We start from the raw sequence: 15998 nt of genomic DNA on the forward strand, positions 1-15998 counted from the left end.
ACTTCAGCTACCAGCGGAGCGGTTCTTCATCCCGCCATAGAATCCAGCGGTCAATCTCTATGATATTCGCAGTACCGATGCTGTACTCGCTCTTGACACCGCTCTGTAAGTCAATGAGATGCAGCATTCCTCCGTATGTGCCTACCGCTAATCGTGATTCATCTGGTGATACGATTATACCGGATAAGGTGCTGCCGACAAAATATCGCCATATCTCATTACCTTCACTGTCTATTTTGCGCAAATATCCATAGGCATCACCCAATATATGACCATCTGTCAATGCAGCAGCGGCGTATACACGCATCTCATCATTCATGAGCGGCCACTCTTGTTCTGCCCCAGCTTCAAGCTGCTCCAAGTCTGCAAGCGGTACTTGAATCGTTGCCCCATTATAGAAATGGCATGCATTATACCACACTTCGCTACTGTCCTGGGCGAACAGGGAATAATGCGGATAACTGGACTGCGGCTCGAACGTATACACCTTCCCACTTGCTGCATCTCGCAATAGATGTTCACTGCACTGGCTGCCGTACGCAAGCCAGCGTCCATCCGGAGACACAGCACCGTGTACCATATCGATGTGAGTATCCTCGTAATCATATTGCTGCATCTCCGTCAGTTCAGGATGAAGCAGCTCAACATTGTCTTTGCTAAGCAAGTAGATGCCGCAATCGGTTACGAGAAGAAGACGTGAGCCATTGTCGAATGGGATAGCCTCCTCAATATGGCTAGCCGGATGTTCTGAATCGGCAAGTGATTCACAATCATTCAAGATTGCCTTAATACGTTGCTGTATAACTTGCCATGACCAAGCGGCAATCTCTTCGCCCTTCCCCAAGCTTGTAACGATTCCTCGTATTATACGTATTCCTTGTTCATTACTCAGCGCGAAGTAGTTTCCGTCCGAAGAGCATCCAATATGATAGAAGTCAGGTAGCTCTGTAATTTGATCCTGCTGAATGAGATAGATGCTGCCGCCATAAGTACGAACAAGAACAGTTCCATCATTCAGGCAGACAATTGGTTTAATAGCTTGCTGCTTCTCCTCATAACCGGGTGTAATTGGCCAGGATGCTGGCGGAATCTCCTGACGCAGCCGTTCGGTGTCCCCTGCTTGATTGGCAGCCCGTATCATGTTAACGATGTCTGCGGCCATGCCCGAACGCTGATCATCCACCGGCTCTTGTTGTGCCTGTTCCCAGTTGCTTTCCATCCCGACGCGCACATATTCATTAATTTCCGAGGCATACCGCTTTCCTTCTGTGCGCCACTTCATCGCAATTTCTTCTCTTAGCCAGCTCATGACAACTCCTCCTCATACCCATTCATGTCTCTCGTGTCAGCCTTATCCAATAACCTCGACGACGTTGCCTTCTTGATCCTTAATTTCTGTTATCTCAATCTGAAAGACGATGCTCTGTGTAGACGCAAGTTCGATCATGCCCGCCTTCGGCTCCAGCTTCGTGCTTAGTTCAGCAACCGTGCGATCATCTACGAACAACTGAATCGCATTTTCTGTCGTTTCGTGAGAAGTACGATCGCCCGATTTTATTACGATTGTAACCTCTGGCCCAACCAGTGTAAGTTCTTTGCGCTTCAAGATCCGCCCCTGCAGCAGCTTCCCAATTAAGTCCGCCTGCTTTGCACCGATGAGGAGTTTAGCCGGCTTCTTGCCTAACCATCCATTCTTGCCAGATTCCCATCCTAATTGCTGAACGAATAAGATTCCGGTGTTTGAACCATCATTCTGCATTCCTCGCTCAGCAGCTTCGGCCACTTCTGGCATGCGAAGAAGCGACTCCCGCTCCAGATCGGTAATGTAATAAGGCAGGTACGTTTGGGATACATTCAAAAGGCCGAGTGTATTCCAAGTTTGCATCGCTTCAAGCTCATCATTTATAATCCCTACCATTTGAATGAACTCTACCTTGCCATTCGGGGTATCGATTGCACGCAAATCAGGATCTTCAGCGAAGGCGAGCGCTGTTAATTGGGTATCTGCATCCAAGCATATCGGCCCGTTCGCATCCAGATAATCTCCCGATCGAAATACATTGCCGGAGTTGAATACGTATCTCCCCATATTTTGCAACAGGTTAAGCGCCCATGCGGGAGGTTCCTCATCCTCAGCCTGCCTAACCACTCTGAATGTAAGTTCAAACCCGTATCCGCTACATTCTTCATCGTCTAATTCTTTATCATAAAGTTCTGAAAAACCATAGGTGACAAAATGCCAATGCGGGTATGGAAAATCCGCCTTGAATGCACTGATTCCATCCAAGGGATCATGTCCACCCAATGCATATGAAATGATCGTGCCGTAGTGCTTAGGCTCCTGCTCGCCATAAATTGCTGTGACTGCTTGATCAATCGCATCCCATCCGGCGGTGCTTGCTTCTTGATCCATGTATCGTTTCCTCCCCTAAGGCTCAATCAATGTAAGTTAGTAATTACGAATAAGCAGTTCATAACTGCCACGCTCTGTCGCGTAATTCTATCAATCTCCTATCCTGGTAATTATATCAATGATAGAAGCAAAAATGAAATCTCGAAACTATTTTTGATTTAAACGTATTAATAATTGATTGCATTAAGCTTCTTGTAATAAAATTAGTAAGCTTAGGCAACAATTTCATTTATCTTATTCATCATTTAGGAGGAAGCAATGGATCCCGAATCGGAACGAGAAACGGTATTACAGCTTATTAAGAAAGGAAACAAGTCCTCTGCAATTGCAATGATAGGAAATGCCATTATTGCAGCTGCAAAAGGCGCAGGTGCTGCAATGAGCGGCAGTGGGGCGATGTTCGCATCTTCCATGCATTCTCTGGCGGACAGCGTGAATCAAGGCTTTGTATTCGTCGGCAGTATACTTGCGGAGAAGAAGCCCACTCGCCAATTCCCTACTGGATTCGGTCGAGTCATCAACCTCTTTTGTATGGTGGCTGTTATTGTTGTAACGATTATGGCCTACGAGACGATACGTGAGGGCCTGCATTTACTTCAGCACCCCGTACAAGCGAGCAGTGGGGCGTTCTGGATAAATATCGCGGCATTAGTATTCAATTTAGTTGTTGATGGAGCTATTTTGCTCAAAGCGATGAAGGAAATTACGAAGGAAGCAAGAGTTGAAACAAAAGGTATTGCATTTATCCCTGCTTCATTTAAGCATGTTAGTCGTTCTGCACCGCCCACTCGCTTAGTATTCTATGAAGACCTTGTTGCTGTTACGGGTGCCTTATTGGCCATGAGCGCAGTTGTCGTCACTTCCTTGACAGCATTTAAGGCTTTGGATGGAATTGCGACGCTTCTAATCGGGATATTAATGATTGGCGTTGCTTTTCGAGTCGGGTATGACAATATGGTTGGACTTATCGGGGTCGCAGCTCCTCGCGATGTTGCGGAGAAGGTAGCTTTCCTTATTCTTGCTGACTCAGACGTTACGGATATTAATGATTTGCGAATTACGCAGGAAGGGCGCTATTATCACGTCGATGCGATGATCGAACTGCGCAAGGGCTTAACCTTAGCCGACGCTGATGATATTATTTTCCGCGTTCAAGACAAGCTGATGGCGGATCCAGATATTACAGACGTTATTTTGGGTGTTTTAGAGGATAACGGGGTTACGGACTGGACGCCTGAAGCGTTGAACGAATTCTCATAATCCATATACAAGAGCGGTACGATTCAAGAAGATTCTTGATCCGACCGCTCTTTTTTATACACAAGTGCATGAAGCATCATTCAACTATAAATAAGAGGTTATCAGAACGATAAACGATATCATATACATGCAGATCTTCCCTAGCGTGCAAGGTTAACTTGATTCAGTTTTACTTTCGGTACGCACAGCTTCTTCGATGATCTTTTCGAACGACATGCGTTGAATAAACTTAGCGTATTTCTCCTTCTTCTTGCCATTCGCTTGAAAGAAATCGATCATTCGGGTGACGCAAGGGATTAACTGCTCCGCTGTCACTCCGGAAATCGCCAATTGTCCGAGGGTTGGCTTGATTGTTTTCGGTTCTCCGCCAATGTATATATCGAATGCATCCTTCATTTTCACAATTCCGATATCCTTCAGCAACGGTTCTCCTGTTCCGAGTGCACATCCAGAGTAGCCTATCCTGATCGGATATGGAACCTCTATTCCGGCTATCGCTTCATTCAGTTGCTTAGCAAGCTCCATATTCGTGTCTTCTGCTCCTCTGCAGAAATTACATGTAATCAAGCTCTTGGTGTAGAAGCCCGCTGGGTAGATCTCTAACCCTACTTCCTTCAACCGCTGCTGTACCTCACCCATTCGTTCTTCTTCCATTTCGACATACAGCTGCTTGAAGGTAGTCAGCTCGATCTTTGCCTGATTGCCTACGATAGAACCAAGCAGTGACAACTGTTTAGGCGTAAAAAGACTTCCTCCTTCTTCAAAACCCGGAGTTACTGCAAACTTCGCGAGATGCGTCATCCGATCCCTCCTCTATATACTTAGGGCGTATGTTCGTGTTTTGTTACTTTTATAGTATACCCCCCTATAGTATATAGTCAATGGATTACTCCCTGTACAGCCAATAAAAAAAGCGAGCATGCTTTGCCCGCTTTTTACTCATTATTTTATGGTATTCCTTGAAATGTATGGGCCAAGATCTTGCCATCTATCGCGTTACAATAGGCAATCCCTCTTCTTGCCACCTGACAATGCCGCCCTGCAGGTTGAAGACATTCGTAACGCCATGTGCCTGAAGAATGCTGACCGCAATGGCGGAACGCATTCCGGTTCGGCATTGGACGAGCACGGGCATTTCAGTCGGCACCTCACGAACACGTTCCGGCAGCTTGCCAAGCAGTATATGTTTGGCATGTTGAATGTGGCCTTCCTCCCATTCTGCACTTGAGCGCACATCCACAACTACGACCTCGCCGCCAACTACCTGGTCTGCGATGCTCGCAGGAGTAACGTCAGGATAAGATTCCAGCAATTCTTTGGAAGATGAACGGAGGGCGCTATCCACCCACATCTTCGTCGCTTCGATCAGACCTTCAATTCGATCGATGCCAATGGATCGCAAATCTCGGGCAATGTGAGGCAATTGTTCCTCTTCCCCCATCACATACAGCGGATGCTCGTCATTCAGGAGCCATCCGGCCCATGAAGTAAAGGAACGATTGTATGGCACATTAATCGTTCCCTTTACATGCGCGGCACCAAATGCAGCACATGGGCGAGTATCCACGACGATTGCTCCTGCTTGCACGAAACTCGCGACTTCTTCCACACTCCCTTCGATTTGCTCTGGAACAAAAAGCTGGCCAAGTAATGTAGGCCCTACCCGATTCACGTGCTTCATTCTCGGAAAATAAGTTGGCGGTTCGGGTTGCCCCGCCAGTAATGAGTTAACGAACTCATTTTCGTTCGTGAAGGACAGGGCCCAATTGAAGCGCTTCTCATAGCCTACCGTCGATGAAGGAACTGCGCCCAGCGCCTTGCCGCATGCGCTTCCCGCACCATGGGCAGGCCACACCTGCACGTATTCGGGAAGCTCCTTGAAGCGCTGTAAGGAGCGGAACATTTGCCTTGCTCCCTCCTCTGCCGTGCCTGCCAGCCCTACTGCCTTCTCCAGCAGATCAGGGCGTCCCACATCACCGACGAACACGAAGTCGCCCGTAAAAATGCCGATCGGAGAATCGGCCCCTCCGCCCCGATCCGTTAGCAGGAACGAAATGCTCTCAGGCGTATGGCCAGGGGTATGAAGCACTTCGAATTCGAGATTGCCGATGTGGAATCGGTCTCCATCCTTCACAAGGCGATGATTGACCTCGTTCCCGCTCTCATCACTCACATACGAATATATCCAATCCGGGCCGCCTTCGCCCGATAAGTAAAGTGTTGCTTCTTGCTCCACTCCGAATTCGCGCATTCCAGACACGAAATCAGCGTGTATATGGGTTTCGGCAGCAGCGATGATGTTCAAGCCTTCGGATTTAGCCGTTGTGATATATGGCGTTACATCGCGAGCCGGATCGATCACGATCGCTTCCCCCGTAGCTTGGCAGCCGACCAGGTAGGAAGCGTGAGCTAACTTGTCATCATAAAAATAACGCAGCAGCATTAGGTAATACTCTCCCCTTTCTAAATAAAACAACCACGGGCACTTGATTAACTTAACATTATGAATTTTTCGTAGACTTCTCTTACATTCGGCCCTTCAGCATCCCGTGCCAGTACATTTTAGGCAGCAGATTTTTTTTCAGCATATACATGCTGTACCGTTCCTTCGACTGATCAAACGGGAATGTTTCCTGCGGGGTCAGATCATAATCGAACTCCGCCAGAATAAGCCGATTATAGCCGGTAACGAGCGGACATGATGTATAGCCGTCATAACGTGCGGCAAGCGGTTGTCCAGCCAGCAAGCTGATGATATTTTGTACGGCGACGGGAGCCTGCTTGCGGATGGCTGCTCCCGTCTTGGAAGTCGGGAGATTGCTGCAATCTCCGAGCGCGAACACGTTCTTGAACCGGACATGCTGCAGCGTATGTTTGTCGACTTCGGCCCATCCTGCGGCTCCTGCAAGCGGGCTATTTCGAATGAAGTCGGGAGACGACATGGGCGGCACGACATGAATCATGTCATATCGGAGTGTCTCCCGATCCTTCGTAACCACGTGCTCGAACACGGCTTCCTTCCTCACCGAATCAATCGAGATCAGATCAAGCTGGTATTTGGTCGCAATGTCTTTTCGTTCGATCACCCGATTAAGTGCCGCAGCATATTTCGGAACGGCAAAGATTGACGCATTTCCCGAAGCGAAGATAATGTTCGTCTTATTTCTGATCCCTGCTTGCCGGAATGCATCGTCGGCTAAATACATAATTTTCTGAGGCGCTCCCCCGCATTTGATTGGCGAGTTCGGCTGCGTGAAGATCGCATTGCCGCCACGGAACTGGCGAATGGACTTCCACGTGCTATCGACGTATCGATAATCATAGTTGCTGCACACCCCATCCCGTCCGATACACTCCTTCAGTCCCTTGATCCGCTCCCAGTCCACCTGAATTCCCGCCGCTACGACGAGGATCTCGTACTGGATGACGGTGCCCGCCTTGGTAACGAATCGGTTGACCTCCGGATTGAATTCCTCGACCGCCTCCTGAATCCAGTCGGCTCCCTTCGGGATCAGTGATTGCTGGCTGCGTTCGGTCGTCTCCTTGCTGACGACGCCTCCGCCGACAAGCGTCCACAAGGGCTGATAATAATGTTTGGTTTGCGGATCAAGCAGCACGACTGAGCCGTGAAGCGCTTTCGATTCGCGTAGCAAGCGGGCCGCGACCGACAATCCGGCGCTGCCTGCCCCGACAATGGCAATGGTATAGTGAAGCTTTTTTGGCATTCAATGTCCTCCCCTGCTTACAAGTGCTGCTAGCTGGTGCACATGGGTATTTTCGCGCATTCTTGCTTGCCCTCATTTCCAAAGGAGTTATTGTGGGATAGTGAATCCACTTAATGTACCGATGGTCAAAATATATGGCTGGAATCCTCATTCTATGATTGCATAACAAAAAAGCAATTCCGCTTCCATGTTGCGAGGCAGGAATTGCTTTTCATTATATTATTTCGCTTCTGAAGTATGGATTTGGCTCGTCTGTTTGCTCGTCGACAAGAACAAATTCAGGCGCTTTGATCCGAATACGAGCAGCAGCATCGTTACCATCACCCCGAAGAAAAGCCACATGACGGCTTGAACCGGCCATATGTCCATCATTCTACCGACTGCAATTGGCAGAAGCGAACCACCTAGTCCATTTGCCGCCAGCAAAATACTCGTTGTCCGCTCAGTCATGCCGGGAAGCGCACTGTTTGCATAAATCAGCATGATCGCGAACATGCCTGCCATTCCAAGCCCGAGGAGAAAACTAATGACGTATCCTCCCCATGCCTGTGAGATGAAAGGCAGAGTGAGCAATACAAGGACACTGAGCACTGTCGTGATCCATAAAAATCGATAGTACGTTATCTTCTCGGCAAGTACACCGCATAGCGCACGGCCGATAACCATCGCCGTCCAATATACCGTAACCGTCAATGTTGCATCAGAGGTTGCGACGCCCCATCTCTCGATAAACAGGGATGGGAAGAAGTGCACAACAGACACTTCGCTTCCTCCATAAAGCATGAAGAAGAAGGCGCATAGGACAAGGAAAGGAATGGACTTCCCTGAGTAAGATTCACGCTTGGCTTCGGAGCCCTTACCTACTGTGCGCGTCAACATGGCATCGACATGGCCAAATGACATTCGCTGCCAAGCGATTGCTGTAAAGAGTGCGCTCACACCGAGCAGCAGGAAGGAGTATGTCCATATGCCGCGTGCAATTAGGAAGCTTGCCACGAATGGTATCGTCAGGGCGCCGAGGCCGAAAGTAACCTCCAGCTTGCTCATCGCGATGGCTTGCTTCTCTTTGACAGCGATAAGAATAATGGTACCGATCCCTGACTCCACAAGCCCCGCTCCTGCTCCCGCAAATCCAGCTATCAAAATAACGACTGGCCATGGCGGGAGGAGAAACAGCAGCAGCTCGGCGCTAATCATCAGCAATCCGATTATAACTCCTCGTTTCCGACTGAACCTTCGAGAAATAGCAGGCATACTGAGAACGCCGAGCAGCATGCCGACGAATTGAACGAAGACGAGTATTCCCCCGTCTGTATAATTCAAGCCATAGTTCAGAAGCAGCTCAGGGAGAACTGCGCCCATAATGACAAGTGTTACCCCAGTTACAATGTATGATAGACAACCCATCCAAATCAGTCTGTTAATCATGGTGCACCTCTCTGTCAGCAATGATGATCTCGACGCCTATTTCATTTACATAACGCTGCCACTCCGCATCTGGCTCACGATCTGTGACGATAAAATCTATATCTTCTAAGCCCGCTACACGATGGAACATCGTCTTGCCGAATTTGGAGTGGTCAGCAAGGACAATGACTTGGTCTGCACTGCGAATCACCTGACGGATGAGATATGTCTCTTCTTCAAAGTCGGTCGTCAGTCCATTCATAGACAATCCACAAGTGCCGATGAAGGCCTTGTCGAAGTGATAGTCGCCCAGCATCTCAATTGCCCGCGATCCATAAATCATCCGTTGATTATTGTCCAATAGGCCGCCAAGCAGCTGAATGCGAGCTTCATTTCTCTCCGCCAACATACCGGCCATGTCGATGGAATTCGTAACGATGACATTACCCTTGGTCTTCATATGTTCTCCCACGAATCGTACCGTCGTGGATGAGTCCATGTATAAATAATCTTCGTCGTGAAGGAGAGTAGCGGCAACCTGACCGATCATCTGCTTGGACGTCGTCTCCTTCTGCAACCGTTGGCCGTAATTGGGCATCTCCTTCGAAATGGTAGGCAGGACTGCTCCGCCCCGTGTTCGAATGATAGAGCCTTGTTCCTCAAGCTTGATAATGTCCCTACGTGCTGTATCTCGTGATATAGACAGCAGGTCGCATACTTCTTCCACTTCAATGCGCTTGTTTCTCTTCAGGTGCTCTAATATAGCTGCCAAGCGTTCCTCTTGAAACATGGATTCTCCCCTGTTCTGTTAAGTAAAGTTAAGTGTTATTAAGTAAATCTAAGTATTAATCATGATTATAAGCCATAAATGGGAAGTGTCAATAGGAGAAGCGACACAGTTTACCTACATGAAAAAAGGAGTTCTGATCGATTCAGAACTCCCCTACTTCCGTTCTATTAGGATTTGAGCTGCCACAGAGCTGGAACGTTAGACGGTTCCCAACCTAGCAATGAAGTATGAGCTTGCCGACATACATAAGTCTTTCCGCCATAAGTGACTTCGTCGTTTGCCTTATAGCTGACATTTGGAGCCCATGGCTGAGCTCCGCCTTGTACATCTGTCGTTACTTGAACACTAGTTCCAGTGGAAACATTCCCGGCTGCATCCTTAGCAGTTACGGTAAATACGTAGTTTGTATTTGGCGTTAATCCCGTAATAGAAGCGGACGTAGCTGTCACATTGACTGCATTTGTCCCATAAGACACGGTATAGCCAGTTACGCCGACGTTATCCGTAGAAGCCGACCAGCTGAGTGTTACTGAAGTTGCAGATTTGCCTGTTACCTGTAAATTACCTGGGGAGGTAGGAGGTGTTGTATCTCCACCTGATCCCGTTGGAGCTGTCTTCACCGTTAGCGGTGCGCTTGCAGCGGATTGGTTCCCCTTCGCATCCTTCGCAGAAATCGTGAAGGTATAATTCGTATCTGGCGTCAATCCCGAGATGACAGCATTCGGATTCGAAACGCTCACAGATTGAGTCCCATAGGAGACGGTATATCCGGTCACCCCAACATTATCTGTGGAGGCCGTCCAGCTGAGACTGACACTGGTGGATGTCTTAGCTGTAACGATTACGTTTGTTGGTACGGAAGGAGGTTCCGTATCGGGAATAGGCGGAGTTAATGCATCCAGATAAGCACGATGACTGTTTGAGAATTCAAAGTTATTGAATTTATCCCAGTTCACTGACCATGTCATCAACCCACGGAAGTTCGGATATCCAGTCGAACTGCCTCGTGTCTTGTAGCTGGACAACTGTACGCCTTTCATGAGCGCATCAAGTGCTTTATGCACTTCTGCAACCGTAGTGAACCCGCCCCCCGCATTCGTATTTGCAGGCAATCCGAGCATAACTTGATCCTGACGCAGTGCCGGGAAGAAGTTGTTTGGATTTTTGGCAACAGGGAATCCGGTCAAGAGCATGTCGGCCATTGCCACATGGAAGTCAGCATTCCCCATCGTGTGATACTGATCATCCAGTCCTGTAATCGGGCCTGAGTTGTAGTTCTGCACTTGTAGCCAATCCAGAATATCGCGGGTTGCATGGATGACGGGCAAATAAGCGCCTGCGCGGTTGTCGCAGCTAATACAGCTGCCCCCATAGAAGGTATAGCCTAATTGAACGAAGAAGGTTTCAGGAGCCATGGTCAGGTAGAAGTTATCGGTTCCAAAGTGGTTATTAATCGTACGGAGTGCTGCAATGAGGTTGACGATAACTGGAGTGGTGGGATTTTTGAAGTCACTGTCGCCAGCGTTCAGATAGAGGGAGTGTCCTTCGAAGTCCACATCAAGTCCGTTGAAGCCGTATTTCTCAATGATCGCAATGACTGAATTGACGAAATTATCTCGGGCTCCAGCGTTCGGCAGTTGCACCTGCCCGTTCTGTCCCCCGATGGAGATGATGACTTTCTTGCCTTGGCTCTGTAAGTAAGCGACATCAGACTTGAAGTCGGTATCCGTATAATTGTAAGGCGTGAAGCCGATAGTACCATTCGTGACACCAGAGGTTGGCTCTGCGAAGGAGACGTTAATGACATCGAACTTAGGAGATACGTCACGGAGCTTGATGAACCCGGAACCATTATCGAAGTTGTGCCAGTAGCCTACAATCGTCTTGCTGGATACGGCAGCTTGAGCTTGCGGCGCCCAGAGTACCAGACCTTGCAGGAGCATCAATGCTAGAGCTGCATGTAAGACAACCATCCATTTGCGGCGGGATGTATTCCCTGTACGTAACATACGTAATCATCCTCCTTTAATCCATAATGATAGCGCTTGCAAAATGTTGATAACAGATTTGGTTATCCCTCCTATTTCATCACCAGACATATGAGACAACACCTCCATGAGCATCTGCACTGATGTTCCATGCGGCTCAGCCTTACACCATCATTATCTAGAAAAGAAGGACGGATCATAAGGGATAAATTGCAATAAAGTAGGGAGAAATACCTCTCTATATAAAAATGAGACAGGGCCAACTTCTTCCCCATGATTTCATGGTTCGCAGAGTCGGCCCTGACTATTTATTATTTGAATTGCGGAATTTCGATCGTCATCTCAAGGTTTTTCCAGTATGTTCGATCTCCAAAATCGTTCTTATTGGTTCGTTTCATTTCAAAGTTCTTGTTGCTAATTGTATAGTTGTAAGGCTTGATTGTGATCGATTTCGATTTCATCCCTGCTGGCGCATACCAATCGTTGAGGTGATACTCGGTTGTTGGCAGAACAGGTGTATAGATAAGTTTGGATGGTCTTAGTACACGTCCCTGATCATCCACAATCTCATAGTACATTCTACTTGCATGATAATCCCCCGTTTGTTCCGCAGAGGCCGGAACTGGACCCTTGCTGTCCAGTACGATACGAGTGGATACAGGTGAGATATCAAGCTGCTTAACGGTATACGAGAACTTGCCGTCGGACTTGGTTGCATTCGGTTTCAAAATCATGGCTCTGTTCTCAACCTTCACAGGAATTTTTAATTCATACGTTTCCTTAACCTGTGTCACTTTTGTCCGCACAGTCAGTTCAAATTCATCCGGTAAGGTTGCGACATGTCTAAATTCCAGCATATACATCGGCTTATCATCCATCATATAGCTGCTGAGTTGGCCAGAGGATTTGATAGGCTCACCGTTGATTAGAACTTCTGGGCTTCGAATATACCCTCTCTCCTGTTTCTCATCAGGAGTGCCGAAGGATTCCGCCATACTTTTGTTTGTCTCGTAGAATTTATTATAGAGCGCAACTCTTTCCTCATTCGAAAAGCCTTCTACATATGGAGAAGCCAGATACTGAGGCAAATCTTTGCCCTCACGTTCGATACGGAATGACAAGCGAGTCCCGTCAAATAATACTTCAGTTACCTTTAACGTAATTCCATCATGCGTAACGCTAACGTTTGGCGTTGATATAATCCCGCGCTCAATCGCCTTCTGAACCGCGTCTTCGCTCGCCTCATAGAATAGCAGTCCGATTACCGGCACTTTCTTCAAAGCTTCCGCCATCGTTGGGGATACATATCCAACTCCGACCATTCCTACTCCGAGAATGACTGCGGCAGAAGCAGCGAATAAGGTTCTTTTTAGTATACTCGGCTTACGATTGAATAGAGATGCGCTTGTCCACTCCATTTGTTCGATTCGATCCATGATTTTATCGGGTCGAATGGGAGGCGGTGAGGATTGACGAATCATTTGTTCGATCCCGTCCATCTCAGCGTATTCCGTGCGCTGCATATGTCCCATGGGCCTTCTCTCCTTTTTCACTAATTCGATCCATTAATTTTGCACGTAATCTTTCATACTTCTTGCGCAGCGTTGCTGATTTCAGGCCCATAATTTCACTAATCTCTTCAAATGTATATTGCTCCACAGCCTTCAAGAGCAAAATATGCCTCTCTTCTGCAGTGAGATAGGTTAGGAGATCGCTTACTATCGTTTCATGCTGGGAAAAGGCAATCTCTTGTTGTTCTGTCTCCTTCTCCACCTGCTTAATCAGATTAAGCCAACGGCTCTTCTTCTTCTTCAAATTAATCAGATGATGATAGGCAACTTTATATAACCATGCAGAAAAAGAAACTTGTCTATTATATTGATGTAAATTTTCATAGGCACGGATAAATATTTCTTGAACAGCATCTTCCGTTTCCGCATGATTTTTTAAAATATAGTAGCAGTATGTATACATTTGGCGTTCGAAATTGTGTAGGATCGTTCGGTAAGCTTGTTTATCACCAGCTTGTACTCGCGTTACGATTTCTTCAACATTAACGGACTGCACTACTGACTCCCCGGGGCTGGTAGATTGCAAGTGCTCAACTCCTTTCTTGTTGTCTTATTATATATAACAATCTGAACCGTTTATTTTGTGACACGTTCAATGAATTTTTTATTCTATGCACTGTAAAATAAGCGACCGTTTCATGTTAGCATAATATAACTGTACATAGTAGATACAAATTCGTAGATGTGCACAATAAGCGCCTCAGACGACTTGTTACCACATGGAAAAAGGGCAGTTCCAGCCATGCTAACATGGTTCTGGAGCAACCCCCCTTGTGTTTTATTTATTATCGATTGATCGGTATCGTGACTTGCAAATCCTTCAGATAGGTTCTCTTTCCTTCACTGCCCTTTTTTGCTCCGAGGATGCTCCAATCCTTGCTGTTTACCGTGTATGTATACGGCTTGATCGTGATAGATGTCGTCTTGTCGTCAATCGGATAGTAGAATTGATCAACATGGTATTTGGTTTCCGGTTTTTTATTAAAGAATCCGATCGTTTCTTGATTTATTTCCTTCCCTTTGTTATCCATAAGCTCATAGTAGACCTTGCTTGCATGGTATTTCCCAGATTGCTCGGCAGAAGCAGGCACTGAACCTTGACTGTCTAGAATGAGTCGGGTCGAGAATGGCGTCAGTTCGAGTTGCTTGACGGTATAGCTGAATTTCCCAGACGTTTTGGATGCTTCTGGCTTGATAACGAGCGGTTTGCTTTTCAACTCGATCGGAACCTTGAGCTCAAATGGTTCACTAACTTTTGTAACTTCAGCCCTAATGGTAAGCTCGAATTTCTCGGGCGCTTTGACTCCTTTTGCGACATAATAAAAATTATTCTGAGGACCAGAGAAACTGGCACTGTTCAATTTTATCGGCTCTCCATCAACTAATACCTTCGGGCTTAGCTTAATGTAACCCTTTAGCTGATCCTGCTCAGGGACGGCATTTTTTTTGATAAATTCATTGTTCGGATTTTCTTTTAGATCCTCCATGCTGAAATATGGGGATACCGTACCGTCCAGATTTGCTCCTTCTCGCTTGACTAAGATGGATAATGTAGAACCGTCGTACTTCACTTCTTCCAGCTTCAAGGTAATCCCGTCATGCTTCACACTCAAATTAGGCTTGTACAGGTAACCCTGCTCGATAGCCGTCTTTTCATTGATGCCGTCTAGTTTCGGCGCTGCTGCTGCGGGCAAATTCGAACCGAGTGCCCCCGTTCCAAGCAGTGCTGCCACAGATATTGCGATTGCCGTTTTTTTGATTGACTTCATTTGTAACTATCATCCCTTCTACATTTGGAAATCATTTTTGTGTTATCGTTTGATTGGAATCGTGAGCTCCAAGCCTTTCAAATACGTTTTCTTATGAGTCATTTTCCCGTTGCTCCCCTTCTCCTCGAGGATAGCCCAGTTTTTGCTATTAATGGTATACGTATATGGCTTAATCGTGATGGAGGTCGCCTTGTCGTCCGTTGGATAGTAGAATTTATCAATATGGTATTTGGTTTCCGGCATTTTATGGAAGAATCCAATCATTTCAGGCCCTATCTCGTTGCCGTTGTTGTCGAATAACTCATAATAAACTGGACTTGCATGGTACTTCCCGGATTGCTCAGCTGAAGCAGGGGGCAAACCTTCGCTGTCCAGGATAAGCCGTGTAGAGAACGGCGACAGAACAATCTGCTTAACGGTATAGCTGAATTTTCCGGAAGTTTTGGATGCGCGATCTGGCTTCACAACGAGCGGTTTGCTTTTCAACTTCACCGGCACTTTGAAATCATAAGTTTCCTTCACATGCGTCACTCCGGCCTTAATCGAGAGCTCGAATTCGTCAGGGAGCTTCACCCCTTTTGCATAGTATTGATAGCTCTTATTTGCTCCAAAGGTCTCAGAGCTGCTTATGGTGATGGGTTTGCCATCGGCAAGCACCTCACACTCTGACTTGATGTAACCTTTGAGTTTCTCTTTCTCCGGGTTGATGGTAAAGGGGAAATCAAGATTCGCTCCTTCCGGACGCAATGCGAAGGATAATATCGTTCCATCGTAGCGAACATCGGTCAAAGTTAGGGTAATTACATCATGCTTGACACTCAAATTAGGCTTGTATAGGTACCCCTGCTTGATAGCCGTCTTTTCATTGAAGCCATCTATCCTCAGTGCTGCTGTAGCTGGCATGCTGGAACTGAATGCTCCAATGCCAAGCAGTGCTGCAGTGGAAGTGACAATGATGGTTTTTTTGATCAAGCTGAACTTGTTTTTCGAATTAGGATTGCTCTCTACATGATTCATACGAATTCACCATTCCAATCTCTCTTGTTCTACTCTATATAACAATTTCAGTCGGCTC

Annotated in this window: 13 protein-coding genes; 1 reads left to right on the forward strand and 12 read right to left on the reverse strand. The window is 47.1% G+C overall.

Annotated elements, in window-relative coordinates; all coding sequences use genetic code 11:
• Window positions 1-7: 7 nt before the first annotated feature.
• A complete protein-coding gene (locus PBN151_RS14585) occupies window positions 8-1309 on the reverse strand; it encodes a WD40 repeat domain-containing protein (RefSeq protein WP_072729550.1) in 1302 nt (433 codons plus the stop codon).
• Window positions 1310-1351: 42 nt separating this feature from the next.
• A complete protein-coding gene (locus PBN151_RS14590) occupies window positions 1352-2413 on the reverse strand; it encodes a suppressor of fused domain protein (protein ID WP_072729551.1) in 1062 nt (353 codons plus the stop codon).
• Window positions 2414-2671: 258 nt separating this feature from the next.
• On the opposite strand from PBN151_RS14590, the gene PBN151_RS14595 reads away from it, so the two are divergent.
• Window positions 2672-3673, forward strand: a complete 1002-nt coding sequence (locus PBN151_RS14595; RefSeq protein WP_021255980.1) for a cation diffusion facilitator family transporter — start codon at window positions 2672-2674, stop codon at window positions 3671-3673.
• 153 nt (window positions 3674-3826) lie between these two features.
• On the opposite strand, the gene PBN151_RS14600 is transcribed toward PBN151_RS14595, so the two are convergent.
• The 10 genes from PBN151_RS14600 to PBN151_RS14645 all read right to left on the reverse strand — a co-directional run bounded on the left by PBN151_RS14600 (window position 3827) and on the right by PBN151_RS14645 (window position 15940).
• Window positions 3827-4474 (reverse strand): NAD(P)/FAD-dependent oxidoreductase, encoded by a 648-nt coding sequence (locus PBN151_RS14600; protein WP_072729552.1) that lies wholly within the window; start codon window positions 4472-4474, stop codon window positions 3827-3829.
• A 187-nt stretch (window positions 4475-4661) separates the two neighbouring features.
• Window positions 4662-6116, reverse strand: coding sequence for an MBL fold metallo-hydrolase (locus PBN151_RS14605; protein WP_072729553.1), 1455 nt, complete (start codon window positions 6114-6116; stop codon window positions 4662-4664).
• 82 nt (window positions 6117-6198) lie between these two features.
• Complete coding sequence (locus PBN151_RS14610) at window positions 6199-7398, reverse strand: FAD/NAD(P)-binding oxidoreductase (RefSeq protein WP_072729554.1); 1200 nt, start codon at window positions 7396-7398, stop codon at window positions 6199-6201.
• A 219-nt stretch (window positions 7399-7617) separates the two neighbouring features.
• On the reverse strand, window positions 7618-8826 hold the full coding sequence (locus PBN151_RS14615; protein ID WP_072729555.1) for an MFS transporter: 1209 nt from the start codon (window positions 8824-8826) through the stop codon (window positions 7618-7620).
• Entirely contained in the window at window positions 8819-9595 is a 777-nt protein-coding gene (locus tag PBN151_RS14620) for a DeoR/GlpR family DNA-binding transcription regulator (RefSeq protein ID WP_072729556.1), read from the reverse strand. Before PBN151_RS14620 ends, PBN151_RS14615 begins: the two co-directional genes overlap by 8 nt.
• Before the next feature lie 167 nt (window positions 9596-9762).
• Entirely contained in the window at window positions 9763-11604 is a 1842-nt protein-coding gene (locus PBN151_RS14625; protein ID WP_072729557.1) for a fibronectin type III domain-containing protein, read from the reverse strand.
• A gap of 290 nt (window positions 11605-11894) precedes the next feature.
• On the reverse strand, window positions 11895-13115 hold the full coding sequence (locus PBN151_RS14630; RefSeq protein ID WP_072729558.1) for a DUF4179 domain-containing protein: 1221 nt from the start codon (window positions 13113-13115) through the stop codon (window positions 11895-11897).
• On the reverse strand, window positions 13084-13680 hold the full coding sequence (locus PBN151_RS14635; RefSeq protein ID WP_072729559.1) for an RNA polymerase sigma factor: 597 nt from the start codon (window positions 13678-13680) through the stop codon (window positions 13084-13086). The genes PBN151_RS14630 and PBN151_RS14635 overlap by 32 nt, the downstream gene beginning before the upstream one ends.
• Before the next feature lie 259 nt (window positions 13681-13939).
• Complete coding sequence (locus PBN151_RS14640) at window positions 13940-14923, reverse strand: DUF4179 domain-containing protein (protein WP_072729560.1); 984 nt, start codon at window positions 14921-14923, stop codon at window positions 13940-13942.
• Between the two features lie 42 nt (window positions 14924-14965).
• Complete coding sequence (locus PBN151_RS14645) at window positions 14966-15940, reverse strand: DUF5643 domain-containing protein (protein WP_072729561.1); 975 nt, start codon at window positions 15938-15940, stop codon at window positions 14966-14968.
• Between the last annotated feature and the right edge of the window lie 58 nt (window positions 15941-15998).

Origin of the sequence: Paenibacillus sp. NAIST15-1, assembly GCF_001894745.1 — a bacterium.
GTDB classification, from domain to species: domain Bacteria; phylum Bacillota; class Bacilli; order Paenibacillales; family Paenibacillaceae; genus Paenibacillus_B; species Paenibacillus_B suaedae.

What these genes read in the sequence shown, in the direction of transcription:
- PBN151_RS14585 (WP_072729550.1), bottom strand. Translation starts at nt 1,309, where the DNA reads ATGAGCTGGCTAAGAGAAGAAATTGCGATGAAGTGGCGCACAGAAGGA.
- PBN151_RS14590 (WP_072729551.1), bottom strand. Translation starts at nt 2,413, where the DNA reads ATGGATCAAGAAGCAAGCACCGCCGGATGGGATGCGATTGATCAAGCA.
- PBN151_RS14595 (WP_021255980.1), top strand. Translation starts at nt 2,672, where the DNA reads ATGGATCCCGAATCGGAACGAGAAACGGTATTACAGCTTATTAAGAAA.
- PBN151_RS14600 (WP_072729552.1), bottom strand. Translation starts at nt 4,474, where the DNA reads ATGACGCATCTCGCGAAGTTTGCAGTAACTCCGGGTTTTGAAGAAGGA.
- PBN151_RS14605 (WP_072729553.1), bottom strand. Translation starts at nt 6,116, where the DNA reads ATGCTGCTGCGTTATTTTTATGATGACAAGTTAGCTCACGCTTCCTAC.
- PBN151_RS14610 (WP_072729554.1), bottom strand. Translation starts at nt 7,398, where the DNA reads ATGCCAAAAAAGCTTCACTATACCATTGCCATTGTCGGGGCAGGCAGC.
- PBN151_RS14615 (WP_072729555.1), bottom strand. Translation starts at nt 8,826, where the DNA reads ATGATTAACAGACTGATTTGGATGGGTTGTCTATCATACATTGTAACT.
- PBN151_RS14620 (WP_072729556.1), bottom strand. Translation starts at nt 9,595, where the DNA reads ATGTTTCAAGAGGAACGCTTGGCAGCTATATTAGAGCACCTGAAGAGA.
- PBN151_RS14625 (WP_072729557.1), bottom strand. Translation starts at nt 11,604, where the DNA reads ATGTTACGTACAGGGAATACATCCCGCCGCAAATGGATGGTTGTCTTA.
- PBN151_RS14630 (WP_072729558.1), bottom strand. Translation starts at nt 13,115, where the DNA reads ATGGGACATATGCAGCGCACGGAATACGCTGAGATGGACGGGATCGAA.
- PBN151_RS14640 (WP_072729560.1), bottom strand. Translation starts at nt 14,923, where the DNA reads ATGAAGTCAATCAAAAAAACGGCAATCGCAATATCTGTGGCAGCACTG.
- PBN151_RS14645 (WP_072729561.1), bottom strand. Translation starts at nt 15,940, where the DNA reads ATGAATCATGTAGAGAGCAATCCTAATTCGAAAAACAAGTTCAGCTTG.